General features: G+C 53.1%; 10 protein-coding genes. 3 read left to right on the forward strand and 7 right to left on the reverse strand.

All coding sequences use genetic code 11. From position 1 onward, the window contains the following. The 3 genes from dctP to QN379_RS12170 all read left to right on the forward strand — a co-directional run. The coding region (gene dctP / locus QN379_RS12160) for a TRAP transporter substrate-binding protein DctP (RefSeq protein WP_323506738.1) at positions 1 to 909 on the forward strand (909 nt) is incomplete at its 5' end. A gap of 14 nt (positions 910 to 923) precedes the next feature. Beyond that, a complete protein-coding gene (locus QN379_RS12165) occupies positions 924 to 1,520 on the forward strand; it encodes a TRAP transporter small permease (RefSeq protein ID WP_323506739.1) in 597 nt (198 codons plus the stop codon). Positions 1,521 to 1,537: 17 nt separating this feature from the next. Beyond that, entirely contained in the window at positions 1,538 to 2,839 is a 1,302-nt protein-coding gene (locus QN379_RS12170; RefSeq protein ID WP_322232309.1) for a TRAP transporter large permease subunit, read from the forward strand. Positions 2,840 to 2,953: 114 nt separating this feature from the next. On the opposite strand, the gene QN379_RS12175 is transcribed toward QN379_RS12170, so the two are convergent. The 7 genes from QN379_RS12175 to acnD all read right to left on the reverse strand — a co-directional run bounded on the left by QN379_RS12175 (position 2,954) and on the right by acnD (position 13,197). Next, positions 2,954 to 4,312, reverse strand: coding sequence for an amidase (locus tag QN379_RS12175; protein ID WP_323506740.1), 1,359 nt, complete (start codon positions 4,310 to 4,312; stop codon positions 2,954 to 2,956). A 38-nt stretch (positions 4,313 to 4,350) separates the two neighbouring features. Next, positions 4,351 to 5,037 (reverse strand): DUF2848 domain-containing protein, encoded by a 687-nt coding sequence (locus QN379_RS12180; RefSeq protein WP_323506741.1) that lies wholly within the window; start codon positions 5,035 to 5,037, stop codon positions 4,351 to 4,353. A gap of 60 nt (positions 5,038 to 5,097) precedes the next feature. Beyond that, positions 5,098 to 6,384 carry an MFS transporter gene (locus tag QN379_RS12185; RefSeq protein WP_322232312.1) on the reverse strand — a complete coding sequence of 429 codons (1,287 nt, stop codon included), beginning with the start codon at positions 6,382 to 6,384 and terminating at the stop codon, positions 5,098 to 5,100. Between the two features lie 240 nt (positions 6,385 to 6,624). Further along, positions 6,625 to 7,575 carry a LysR family transcriptional regulator gene (locus QN379_RS12190; protein WP_322232313.1) on the reverse strand — a complete coding sequence of 317 codons (951 nt, stop codon included), beginning with the start codon at positions 7,573 to 7,575 and terminating at the stop codon, positions 6,625 to 6,627. A 203-nt stretch (positions 7,576 to 7,778) separates the two neighbouring features. Then, a complete protein-coding gene (locus tag QN379_RS12195; protein ID WP_323506742.1) occupies positions 7,779 to 9,074 on the reverse strand; it encodes an acetyl-CoA hydrolase/transferase family protein in 1,296 nt (431 codons plus the stop codon). A 188-nt stretch (positions 9,075 to 9,262) separates the two neighbouring features. Continuing rightward, positions 9,263 to 10,453, reverse strand: coding sequence for a 2-methylaconitate cis-trans isomerase PrpF (gene prpF, locus QN379_RS12200; RefSeq protein ID WP_323506778.1), 1,191 nt, complete (start codon positions 10,451 to 10,453; stop codon positions 9,263 to 9,265). Positions 10,454 to 10,602: 149 nt separating this feature from the next. Continuing rightward, a complete protein-coding gene (acnD, locus tag QN379_RS12205) occupies positions 10,603 to 13,197 on the reverse strand; it encodes a Fe/S-dependent 2-methylisocitrate dehydratase AcnD (RefSeq protein WP_323506743.1) in 2,595 nt (864 codons plus the stop codon). Positions 13,198 to 13,207 lie beyond the last annotated feature (10 nt).

Raw genomic sequence — 13,207 nt, forward strand, 5'->3', positions numbered from 1 at the left:
CAATGGTCAGACGATAAAGCCAATTATGTCGTTGTGGCTGGTAAAAAGTTCGCCGAAGAAGTGGCGAAAGCATCGAATAACCAAATAATAATTGATATTTTCCCCGCGGACTCTTTAGTCAAAGCGCTCAATACCCACACAGCATTAAAAAATGGCGCAATCGATCTGGCTATTTATCCCTATATTTACTCCGCTGGAGCGATCCCGGAGATGAATCTGGTCCTATTGCCGGGGCTGTGGAAAACGCCTGAAGATGTGTTCCGATTCCGCAACAGTGAAGCGTTTGCAAAACTCGAGCAAAAAGCGGAAGCGTATGGATTCAAAACGTTAAGCTGGATTCAAATATCCGGCGGCGTTGCGTCCACCAACAAGCCGATAAAAATACCTGCTGACATCTCCGGCGTGAAGGCAAGAGCTGCGGGCAGAATGATGGAATTTGCATTGCAAAAGGCTGGCGCAAGCACGGTATCGCTAGCGTCATCGGAGACCTACAATGCGATGCAACTTGGTCTGCTGAATGCCGTATGGACATCATCTGGCACGTTTGGCTCATTTAGGTTGTATGAGGTGGCCAAATACTATATCTCGCCAGAAGACTACAGCATTTATTACACCATTGATCCGATTGCGATCAGCATGAAAACCTGGAATAAGCTGACACCGGCGCAGCAGAAAATATTAGTCGATGTTGGCAAAAGTCTGGAACAGGAATCTTTTGAAGCGGCAAAGAAAGACGATCAAAGAGTGGCAAAACTGTTTGCGGATAACGGTGCAAAAGTAAGCAAAATGACGCTCGTCGAATGGACGCAATGGCAGAAACTATTCCAGGAATACAGTTTTGAAAAATTCCGCAAAGAGGTTCCTAATGGCGCTCAGTTGCTTGATCAGAGTGTCGTTTTCAAGAAATAGACCCAGACCATATTATGGAAAATATTTCTACGGCTGCTTCTGCTTCGAATACTGCTTCTAATACTGCTTTCACTACCACTGCTTTTGAACGCATGATCGACCGATTCTGCAATGGCCTCGGTATGTCGGTCGGGCTGGTTGTGCTGCTTGCGATGACGTTGATTTCATGCGGGGTGATCGCACGCGAATTATTCGGCTTTTCCGATAATTGGATTACCGAAGTCACCTCTTATTTGATGGGCTATGTCACCTTTGTTGGCGCGGGCTTTCTGCTCTGGAGTGGACGCCATGTTCGCGTAGAAATACTGGAATCTCATCTGGGAAAGAATGGCAAGACTGCGCTATTTCTCATCACCAACGTGGTCGTTGGCATGGTCGGCATTTTACTCGTCTATCTCAGCTTCAATTTTTGGCTTGAAGCATGGCAGAGCGGCGAAAAATCGTGGGGCACATTTTCCATTCCTTTGTGGATGCCCTATTCGATCATGCTTGCCGGGACCGTCATTTTTTTGTTTCTGCATGGTGCGAGAGCCTTCATAGATTGGCAAAAATTGCACAGCCGACAATGTAAGAACAACTATATCCCCGCAGGCATCCCGCATAAAAATTGATTTAGAGAGACGACAAAATGGAAATGCTTATTGGCCTCGGGATGTTCGTTAGTCTCCTGGTGGTGTTGACCTTGGGCGTTCCGATCGCTTATTCGTTATTGTTTGTCGGGATTGGCACATTGCTGGTGGTGAGCGGCGATATCAGTTCTCTCGGTATTGTGGCCAATACCTATTGGAGTTCGGTCACCAACGTTACGCTGACCTCATTGCCTTTATTCATGTTAATGGGGGCGATTATCTCGGCCTCAGGAATGGGCGCGCGTCTCTATAATTCGCTGGCAACCATTTTGCATGGCATACCGGGCGGTCTTGGTGTGGCGACGACAATCGCGTGCACGATCATGGCAACGGTTTCAGGCTCCAGCGTGGCGACTGCCGCAGCGCTCGGCGGCTTTGCCATTTCGGAAATGCGGCGTCATGGTTATCCGGATGCGGAAGCATGTGGCGCGGTGGCGGCTGGCGGAACCCTCGGCATTTTGGTCCCCCCAAGTATTCCCTTGATCGTCTACAGCGTCATCTCCGAACAATCCATCGGCAAGCTGTTTATGGCATCCATCGTGCCGGGCCTCATCATGGCCATGTCCTTTGCGGTTTATCAGGTGGCGATGTCACTTCGGAGAGGTAAACCAGCCGTTGTGGGTACTGAGCAGAAAAGAACCGTGACGGCAATGGAGCGCCTGGCAGCGGTAAAAACAATCGGTCCTTTCGTGGTCTTGATTTCCATCATTCTTGGATCGCTATATTTGGGACTGGCTACGCCGCCCGAAGCGGCTGCACTCGGAACGGTCGTTAGTTTATTACTTTCCGGGATTATTTATCGCGACATGACGTGGGATAAATTTCGCACCATTCTTCTCGGAACCGCTCAAGGCAGTGTAATGATTCTGGTGGTCATCGCCGGCGCTATCGTGTTTGGCTATGTGATGACGACTACGCAAGTGGCAACGGCACTTTCATCCTCGGTTGCGCATGCCCACTTCTCTCCATGGGTGGTCTTTATTTTCATTAATTTATTGCTGCTTTTTCTCGGATGTTTCATGGAGACCATCGCCATTATCGTGATTACGATGCCGATACTTATTCCCATTGTGACCGCTTTTCATTGGGATCTCATCTGGTTTGGCGTCATCGTCGTAATCAATATGGAAATGGCATTGATCCACCCACCGGTCGGTCTCAATTTGTTTGTGGTGCAGAATGTGGCGCGCGATGTCCCTTATCGTCGTATCGTGATCGGAACGCTGCCTTATGTCGGCATTATGATGGCAGTCCTTGCACTGATTGCGTTCTTCCCTGCATTGACCACTCTTTTGCGATGAGGTCTGTAACGCTGCATTCAGAAATAAATAATCAGCAATAAGCAATAAGCAATAACAAAATGCCGGGTCAAATGATTTGACCCGGCATTTTTATTCACTGTCGCTAAACCTGATTCACGCACTTGCCAATGTAGCCTCAACCGCTAATCCGATTTCCAAAATCTTGCGATCATTGCCACCAACAGCGGCCAGCATCAATCCCACCGGCGCATCACCTGCCGCATGGCAAGGCAACGAAAGCGCGCAACCATCGAGAAAATTGATCACCGACGGATTCCGCAAAATCAAGCCGTTGGCCTTGTTATACGCCTCGTCGCTGGCCTCCAGAGCGGCGATAGTCGGTGCCACAATCGGGATAGTCGGCATCAACAATGCGTCGTACCCCGCAATCCTGCGCTCTACCGCTACGATCCATTGCTTGCGTGCCGCAAACAAGTCAATCAAGTCAGCTGCGCTCATCTCCTTGCCACGCAGTATGCGCGAGATCACGCGTGGATCGTACGACGCGGCGCGGTCGGCGATCAGCGTCCGATGCCAGGCGTAGGCTTCGGCTCCGGTGAAACCGCTTTTTGCATTGATGGCAGCCAGTTCGGCAAACTCGGGGATGTCGATTTCTTCAATTAATACACCCGCCTTTTCCAGACGCTGGCGTGCCTTGGCAAACGCTGTTGCAACCTGGCTATCCATACCATCCAGCACCAGAGTGGTTGGTAGCGCCAGACGCAAGCCACGTAGCGAATAAGGCATTAGCGGAAGGATCGGTTCACCGGCGATAATGGCATCAATCGTTGCGCAACAGGTGACGCTATTGGTGATCGACCCTATCGAATCCAGTTGCGCCGATAGCGGCAAAACACCTTGCAGCGATACTCGGCTAGCGGTCGGCTTGAAGCCAGTCAGTCCACACAGTGCAGCGGGAATCCGAATTGAACCGCCAGTATCAGAACCAATTCCGGCAACCGCCATGCCATCGCTGACCGACACAGCCGCGCCGGACGACGAACCGCCGGGAATGCGCCCATTGGCCCGATCCCATGGATTGCGCGGCGTGCCGTAATGTGGATTCATACCAAGACCGGAATAAGCAAATTCGGTCATATTGGTACGCCCAATGATGACTGCACCGGCGGCGGCCAGTCGCTGCACCACTACCGCACTTACCTGCGCTGGCGGCGCATCGTTGAGCGCCACCGACCCAGCCCGCGTAATGCTACCGGCGACATCAAACAGATCCTTGACTGAGATCGGTAAGCCTTCTATCGGTGAGCGAGTCTGGCCGCTGACGCGCAAGATATCCGACGCTTGCGCAGCCGCCCTTGCTGTGACTTGGTAGATTTCGGTGAATACCCGGCTGCCTTCGCCGGACTGCGCCAATGCGCGTTGCAGCGCGGTCTCGGTCAGCGCTGCGGAGCTGGTGGCATTCTGTTGCAGTGCTGCGGACAAAACCTGCAGGGTTGGTAGCGTGTTAGTCATAAGGTCTCGAAAAGGGTGTGATAGCTAATATTTGCTTTTTATGCCACCTCTGGCAATATATCGACTTCGTAATGGTGTCGCAAACTGCGTTGACGGCGCGGATCGAACAACTCCATTGTAAATGACTGTGCCGGACGAATGCCACCAATTGCACCAACAGTTCCGCAAGTCATTCCGCTGCCTGCGGGCAACATTGTGGCGCCGTTAGTATAGCCAGCGATCAGATCCTGCGGCGTGCGCAGTGACGCTAACGGACCTTCCTGATACAGAACTTGTTCGCCGTTTTCTTCGATGTAGGAGCGGATCACCAGTTCGTCCCAATAGTCTGCAACTTCGGCCAGACGCCACGCTGTGTTAGCGACCGGTTTTACGCATAGCTGTTTCGACAGCGCTACGCTATGCGCCTCCAGTTTGCGGTCAGTATGGTCGGAGGCAATGCTGACATAGAGTTCGCCTTCGGCGGCGAAGACAAAGGTTTCGACCTCTCCCGACGAATCTGGGCCAACTACCTGGACTTGGCGCGACTGCGTTAGCTGGTTGCTGGCAATCCGGTAATACAAAGGAACGGCGCTGGGGCGTGAGATGCCGAGTGCCGCCAGTTCCTCTATGTGATGTTCAATGGCGGCGTGGTCGCGCCCGGCCCAACCGGCCACGATTAGCGTGTCGATATCGGTGTCGAGTTGGCGTGAACCTTGTTCGGTGTCGATTTGAAAGGAGATATGCATGATGATTCCAACGTTAAAGAAGACGGCACTGCAACGTGCAAAGCCGTGATGGTGGTGAAATTAGCGGACTTTTTTAATGAACACCAGGACCAGAAACGTTGCGGCTAATTCCAGCCCCGCCACGAAGTAAAGTCCAGAAGCCACGCTACCGGTGGAGGTTTTGAGCGAGCCGATAAGATACGGTGCGACGAAACCAGCCAAATTGCCAATCGAGTTGATGAGTGCGATGCCACCGGCGGCGGCGGTACCGGTAAGGAATGCCGCGGGAATCGACCAGAACACCGGGAAAGCAGCGAGAATACCTGCGGCAGCCAGCGTCAGGGCACACAGCGCCAGCACCGCATTGCCAATAAAGAATCCGGTCAATATCAAGCCAATGCTCGCTACCAAAGTTGCCAATGCACAGTGCAGACGCCGTTCGCCGCTGCGATCAGAATGGATGCCATTCCATATCATGGCGACGGTACCAGCGAGGAAAGGAACTGCCGAAATCAAGCCGATCTGCAAATTACCGACGATGCCGATTTCCTTGATGATGGACGGTGACCAAAAGGCAATCGTGGCGTTGCCGCTAACGACGCAAAAATACACAGCAGCGCATAGCCAAACCCGATAATTACGGCATGCGTCACGTAATGAGGAATGTTTGCTGTCATGGTTTTCCGATGCCAACGCTTTGCTTACAGCCTGTTGCTCTGTCGTACTCAGCCATTTTGCATTGACTGGCTTCTCCGGCAGATAAAGCAATACCAAAATACCGGCGATTACGGAGGGAATCCCTTCCAGCAAAAACAGCCATTGCCAGTTAGCGAAATGACCAACGCCATCCATGCGACTCATGATAAGACCGGCAATCGGGCCACCCACGACGCCAGCAATCGCGAAGGAGGTCATGAACAGGCCATTAACACGCGCCCGCAGAGCTGCCGGAAACCAGTAAGTGAGGTACAGCACTACACCCGGGAAAAAACCGGCTTCGAACACGCCCAGAAAGAATCGAATGACATAAAAGCTGGCGGGTGTCTTGACATACACCATGGCCATTGAGGTCAAACCCCACAGGATCGTGATCCGGGCGAGCGTTTTTCTGGCGCCGATTTTTTCCAGCAACAAATTACTAGGGACTTCAAACAGGAAGTAGCCGATAAAAAAGATACCAGCGCCAAGTCCATAAACGGCCTCACTAAATTGCAAATCCTGCAACATTTGTAATTTGGCAAAGCCGACATTGACCCGATCTATCCATGCCAGTACGAACAGAAATACCAGAAACGGAATCAGCCGCCAGGCAATTTTCTTGTAGGTATCTTCCAACGCATTGTTCGCTAGTTTGATGTTGTTGCTCATGTGATGTCACCTGAAAAGGAAGTTGCTTCGCAGCCGTTAGCGAAGGATTGCGCGGTGTTTCTATGATCACCGTCACCGGTAGTACAGATCTGTCTATCGGATGAATTGAGTATGCGTAACGACCAGACGCCTGTCCAACAAGAAATTGTCAGCGCAGGCGATTGAAAAAGCTTATGAGCAAAAGTGGGGAGGTTTATGGAAGTTTAAGAGGATCTGTTCCTCTTATGGTGCGGGGCCTGATCAGGCAAGCGGGAAAGGCAGTTCCAGCGGTTCGGACGGTAATCTGGCGATTTCCGGTCCCCAATTCAGTGCGAATTCGGACGCGGTTTCCTGCGCGATGCTGGCAATGGTCTCGGTCAGCGCATTTTCTGGATCGTTGCGAAACGAGGCCATCAGCAGCAAAGCGGGGAACTCAGCATCCACCCGCAGCAGTTGCAAACTGCCATCATTGAGCTCACGCTGGATGATGGCAGGCGGCACTACGGCAACGCCGAACCCATCGCTGACCAGTCGTATCATGGTGGCCACGGAGGTAATGCAATTGATATGCAGCGAGCCACGTTCGCTGTTGGAAAACAGTTGTTTGATGATACTGTGCGGTCCCGAATTGCGGGCAAAACTGACCAGCGGAAAGGCAGCCAGATCGGACAAGGTCAGGGTTTCGTTGCCGATCTCCAACTTGCTGCTGCCAACCCAGCGCATCGGCAATTCGCACAGCTTGAAATTGCGTACATTGAGCGCGATCACTGGCTCTGCCAGCAGAACCAAATCCAGGTCACCCTTGCTGAACTGCTCGCTAAGATGAATAGTGGTATCGCTGGCGATTTCAATTTCCAGTTGAGGAAACAGTTTGTGAATACGTCCAATCAGGTCCGGAAACCAGCTATGTACGATGGATTCGATCACGCCAATCCTGATTACGCCAGAATAGTTATCACGGGCCGACATGTCGTCCTTCATTTCGCGCATCAGCTTGACGATACGTTCTGCATACACCAACGCCTTGCTACCGTCAGTAGTCAGGGCAACCTCACGTGCGCCACGATCAAACAGGCGCAGACCGAAATCCTGCTCCAGCGTGGCAATGCGGCTTGATACCGCAGCTTGCGTGGTGTGCAATTTTTCCGCTGTCAGCCGAAAATTTTTCAATTTCGCCAGCCAGACGAAGGTTTCGAGGAAACGGGTGTTCATCTGTCTATCGGTAATCTGTTATAGGTAAGGCATTAGTTTAGCTTAACAGGAAAGCATGAGGGGTGAAGAATGACGACCTAGCTGCGCTCGATTCTGATTTAATGCTGCTTAAGCGCTGAAGGAATTTATCGATCATGTCCATGTGATTCTGTAAAATTGTAGGTACTGGCAGCCTGTAGCTGCCAGCTTCCTTGCTACAAGTCTTAAAGCAAATTCATCTTTCTCGCCGCCTCACGCAACTCACCCCGAAAATCGGGATGGGCAATGCCGATCAGTTCCTCGGCGCGCTGTCGGGCCGATTTTCCGCGTAATTGCGCTACGCCGTATTCGCTCACCACATAATTCACATCATTCTTGCTGGTACTGACATGCGTGCCTGCGGTCAGTGTGGGGACAATCCGGGAGATGGTTTGATCCTTCGCGGTGGCAGGCAGGACGATAAAAGACTTTCCGCCGTTTGACCGATTTGCCGCACGTACGAAATCTGTTTGACCACCGGTACCGGATACTGGACAGAACCCCAATGTTTCCGAACCACACTGGCCGATCAGGTCTACTTGCATCGTCGCATTGATGGTGACAAGATTGTCGTTCTGGCCAGCGAGATATGGATCGTTCGTGAAATCGGCAGGATGCATCTCCAGCACCGGATTGCGATGCATGAACTGATAGAGTTTTTTGGAGCCGAGCGCAAACGTGGCGAGCATCTTGCCCGGATGCATATTTTTCCGCTTATTGGTGACAGCGCCTGATTCAACTAGCGTCATCAGACCATCACCGAGCATTTCGGTATGAATGCCAAGGTCACGCTTGTGGGTTAATTGCATCACCACTGCATCGGGGATGCCACCGTAACCAATTTGCAGCGTGTCACCATCATTGATCATATCCGCGACGTATTTGCCGATTGCTTCCTGTACCGGGCCAATTTTAGGTAAACCGACTTCTGGCAGCAGCTCCTCACTTTCAACAATGGCCGCGACCTGCGAAATATGGACGCGACAATTACCGTAGGAATACGGCACATTCGGATTGACTTCAAGAACGATCGCACGGGCCTTTTCAATCGCAGCCATGGTGTAGTCCGCGGCTAGACCGAGTGAGAAATAACCTTCCTCATCCATCGGCGAGGCCATGCTAAAAACAACATCGGCGGGCGAGAGTCCTTGCCGAAGCAAACTGGGTAACTCGGCAAAATAGGCGGGTATATAGTCGGTCCAGCCAGCCTGACCTCCGGCGCGTGACGCCGGGCCAAAGAAATACGCAACGTGGCGCACATGATCCGTCGTCTCATGGTCGTAATAGCCGTACTTTCGCAATGGAAGAATCTGAGATATGCGCACGTCCAGAAAATCCCGACGCTGCTCGGAGAGTGCCGTCAGCAGCTTTGGTGGCTCAGCAGAACCGGTCGGTACGACAATGGTGTCGCCATTATGAACAAGACGAACGGCGTCGTCGGCACTTAGACGTTTTTCCTGATATTTTTGATCGAACGACATGTGGATCTCCTCATTATTTTGTTATATTTATATTGTCTTATGATGTCTTATTTTTCGGTATTACTGGTGCGGCAATAGCCAGAGACTATTTTGAGGCGTGGTGGTCGGCAAGCGCCCTGCTTTCACGCCGCGATTTTAGTTCCGTCAGGTCGCTTGCTTATACGCCCTGACTTCAGTCAAAACATGCATCAGAACGTATCGCCAGGCACGCGTACCCATCCCTCCATCAACACCCGTGCGCTGCGGCTCATGATCGCTTTGGTCACCGTCCATTCATCGTTGTTCTGGACAGCTTCTGCACCCACCCGCAAGGTACCTGAAGGATGTCCGAAACGCACTGCACTTAACGCGCCACCGCCAGCGGCGAGGTTCACCAGCGTGCCGGGTATCGCTGCGGCGGTCCCGATGGCAACCGCTGCCGTACCCATCATGGCGTGATGGAGTTTGCCCATCGACATCGCCCGAACCAGCAAATCGATGTCGCCAGTCTCAACCGGTTTACCACTGGAGGAAACGTAGGCAGCGGGTTTGGCGATGAAGGCAACCTTTGGTGTATGTTGACGATTAGCCGCTTCGTCAATGTGCTTGATGAGTCCCATGCGTACCGCGCCATGCGCACGAATGGTTTCAAACAGGGCCAATGCCTTGTCATCGCTATTGATCGCATCTTGTAGTTCAATGCCGGTGTAGCCGATCGCTTCTGCGTTGACGAAAATGGTCGGTATACCCGCATTGATCATCGTCACTTTGAGCGTGCCGACGCCCGGCACTTCGAGGTCGTCGGTGAGGTTGCCGGTCGGGAACATTGATCCACCCGCGCCCTCTTCGTCGGCTGCTGGTGAGATGAATTCCAGCTGGACTTCGGCGGCGGGAAAGGTCACACCGTCAAGCTCAAAGTCACCAGTTTCTTGCACGCTGCCGTTGGTGATCGGTACATGCGCGATGATGGTCTTGGCGATGTTCGCCTGCCAAATACGTACCGTTGCCATGCCGTTTTGTGGAATGCGACTGGCGTCCACCAAGCCGTTACTGATCGCAAACGAACCAACTGCGGCAGACAGATTGCCACAGTTTCCGCTCCAGTCAACGAATGCTTTATCGATGGCTACCTGACCGAACAAGTAATCGACATCGTGATCGGGCTTGCTGCTTTTGGACAGAATAACCGTCTTGCTGGTACTTGAGGTCGCTGCACCCATGCCGTCAATCTGTTTGCCGTAAGGATCCGGGCTGCCAATGACGCGCAGCAATAACGCGTCGCGTGCAGCGCCCGGCACTTGCGCTGCTTCTGGTAGGTCTTGCAGGCGGAAGAACACGCCTTTGCTGGTACCGCCGCGCATGTAGGTGGCGGCAATTTTGATTTGGGGCACGTGGGTCATGGTGATGTTTCCTGAGTTGTCTTGAGTGGTCATGCGCGGCACATTTTTGCGCCGCGCAAGATGTCAAACCGTCTATCGGGATAGTGCTGCCTGGCTAGCTTTTTAGCTAACTTATTAGGCAGATTGTTGGCCAGACTGTTTGCAACTTATTATGCAGTTGCCGACGACTCCAGAAAGTCCTGAGCGAAACGTTGTAGCACGCCGCCCGCTTCGTAGATCGACACTTCTTCCGCGGTATCGAGGCGGCAAGTGACCGGCACTTCCACACGTTCGCCGTTCTGTCGGTTGATAACCAGCGTCAGCGTCGTACGTGGTGTACGCTCGCCAATCACGTCGAAGGTTTCGGTACCGTCGATGCTCAAGGTAAGGCGGTTGACGCCCGGCTTGAACTCCAGCGGCATCACGCCCATACCGACCAGATTGGTGCGGTGAATACGCTCAAAACCTTCAGCAGCAATCGCTTCTACACCCGCCAGACGCACGCCTTTAGCGGCCCAGTCACGTGAGGAGCCTTGACCGTAGTCGGCACCGGCGATAATGATCAATGGTTGTTTACGCTCCATGTAAACTTCAATGGCCTCCCACATGCGCGTAATCTTGCCTTCTGGCTCAACGCGGGTCAGCGAGCCTGCTTTGACTTTGCCGTTTTCCAACACCATTTCGTTTTTCAGTGTCGGATTGGCGAAGGTCGCACGCTGCGCCGTGAGGTGATCGCCGCGATGGGTAGCGTAGGAGTTAAAATCCTCTTCAGGCAAACCCATCTTAGCCAAATATTCACCGGCCGCGCTATTGAGCATGATTGCGTTCGATGGCGACAAATGATCGGTGGTGATGTTGTCACCCAAGACCGCCAACGGACGCATACCTTTCATCGTACGCTCGCCAGCCAGTGCGCCTTCCCAATACGGCGGACGACGAATGTAGGTCGTCTCTGGACGCCAGTCATACAACGGACTGACTTTCTCACCGTTATCGGCAACCACGGCGAACATGGGCTCGTAGACTTTGCGGAACTGTTCCGGCTTCACGCTGGAAGCGACGATGGCATCGATTTCTTCGTCAGACGGCCAGATATCTTTCAGCGTCACAGCGTTGCCAGCGGCGTCGATACCCAGGACATCTTTTTCAATATCGAAACGGATCGTGCCAGCAATCGCGTAAGCCACCACCAATGGTGGGGACGCCAGAAACGCTTGCTTGGCATACGGATGAATACGACCATCGAAGTTGCGGTTGCCCGAAAGAACAGCGGTAGCGTAAAGATCGCGATCCAATACTTCCTTCTGGATGACTGGATCAAGCGCGCCACTCATACCGTTGCAAGTGGTACAGGCAAAGGCGACAACGCCGAAGCCGAGTGTTTCCAACTCCGACAATAGCGCGGCTTCTTCCAGATACAGTTTGACCGTTTTGGATCCCGGAGCCAGCGAGCTTTTTACCCATGGCTTGCGCGTCAGACCGCGGGCATTGGCATTACGCGCTAACAAGCCTGCGGCAATCATGTTGCGCGGGTTGTTAGTGTTGGTGCAACTGGTGATGGCAGCGATGATTACGGCACCGTCTGGCATCAGACCGGGCTCGTTTTCTACCTTGCCGCTGATACCACGCGCAGCCAGTTCGGAGGTTGGCACGCGGCTGTGTGGATTGGATGGCCCCGCGATATTACGTACTACCGAAGACAGATCGAAATGGATGACGCGTTCGTACTCGGCATGCTTCAGGCTGTCAGCCCACAGGCCAGTGGCTTTGGCGTAGAGTTCGACCAGTTTGACCAACTCATCATCACGACCGGTCAGTTTGAGGTATTTAATGGTTTGCTCGTCGATGTAAAACATCGCAGCGGTCGAACCAAACTCGGGTGCCATGTTGGCGATGGTGGCACGGTCGCCCAGCGTCAGATGGGATGCGCCTTCACCATAAAATTCGAGGTAAGACGATACAACCTTTTGCGCACGCAAAAACTCGGTCAGCGCCAGCACGATGTCTGTGGCAGTAATACCCGGCTGCGGTTTGCCGCTCAGTTGGACACCAATGATGTCGGGCAGACGCATCCAGGATGCGCGACCCAGCATGACGCTTTCAGCTTCCAGACCACCAACACCGATGGCGAGCACGCCCAACGCATCGACCATCGGCGTGTGACTATCGGTACCGATCAGCGTGTCAGGGAAAGCGACGCCATCTTTTACCTGCACCACCGGCGACATGCGCTCAAGATTGATCTGGTGCAGAATACCATTGCCCGGAGGAATCACGTCAACGTTTTTGAACGCCTTTTTGGTCCAGTTGATGAAATCAAACCGGTCTTCGTTACGACGGTCTTCGATGGCGCGGTTTTTATCGAACGCGTCCTTATCGAAGCCACCGCGCTCAACGGCTAACGAGTGATCGACCACCAATTGGGTTGGGACGACGGGGTTGACCAGCGATGGGTCACCGCCTTGGGCGGCAATCGCGTCGCGCAGTCCTGCAAGGTCGACCAGTGCGGTCTGACCGAGGATGTCATGACACACGACACGCGCTGGAAACCATGGAAAATCCAGGTCGCGCTTACGCTCGATGAATTGCTGCAGGGATGCAGTCAGCGTCGCAGGGTCGCAACGACGCACGAGGTTCTCGGCCAGCACGCGTGACGTGTACGGCAGTTTATCGTAAGCACCGGGCGAGATGGCATCGACCGCGGCCCGCGTATCGAAGAAATCTAGCTTGGTACCGGGAAGGGGTTTGCGATTTTCTGTATTCATGGCTCAGTCG

The sequence above is a fragment of the Glaciimonas sp. Gout2 genome, from assembly GCF_035018905.1.
Classification (GTDB): domain Bacteria; phylum Pseudomonadota; class Gammaproteobacteria; order Burkholderiales; family Burkholderiaceae_D; genus Glaciimonas.

Bases quoted from the DNA above. Each gene is read 5' to 3' on its own strand.
- QN379_RS12185 (WP_322232312.1), bottom strand. From the start codon at position 6,384: ATGAGCAACAACATCAAACTAGCGAACAATGCGTTGGAAGATACCTAC.
- prpF (WP_323506778.1), bottom strand. From the start codon at position 10,453: ATGACCCACGTGCCCCAAATCAAAATTGCCGCCACCTACATGCGCGGC.
- QN379_RS12175 (WP_323506740.1), bottom strand. From the start codon at position 4,312: ATGACTAACACGCTACCAACCCTGCAGGTTTTGTCCGCAGCACTGCAA.
- QN379_RS12180 (WP_323506741.1), bottom strand. From the start codon at position 5,037: ATGCATATCTCCTTTCAAATCGACACCGAACAAGGTTCACGCCAACTC.
- QN379_RS12190 (WP_322232313.1), bottom strand. From the start codon at position 7,575: ATGAACACCCGTTTCCTCGAAACCTTCGTCTGGCTGGCGAAATTGAAA.
- QN379_RS12195 (WP_323506742.1), bottom strand. From the start codon at position 9,074: ATGTCGTTCGATCAAAAATATCAGGAAAAACGTCTAAGTGCCGACGAC.
- acnD (WP_323506743.1), bottom strand. From the start codon at position 13,197: ATGAATACAGAAAATCGCAAACCCCTTCCCGGTACCAAGCTAGATTTC.
- QN379_RS12170 (WP_322232309.1), top strand. From the start codon at position 1,538: ATGGAAATGCTTATTGGCCTCGGGATGTTCGTTAGTCTCCTGGTGGTG.
- QN379_RS12165 (WP_323506739.1), top strand. From the start codon at position 924: ATGGAAAATATTTCTACGGCTGCTTCTGCTTCGAATACTGCTTCTAAT.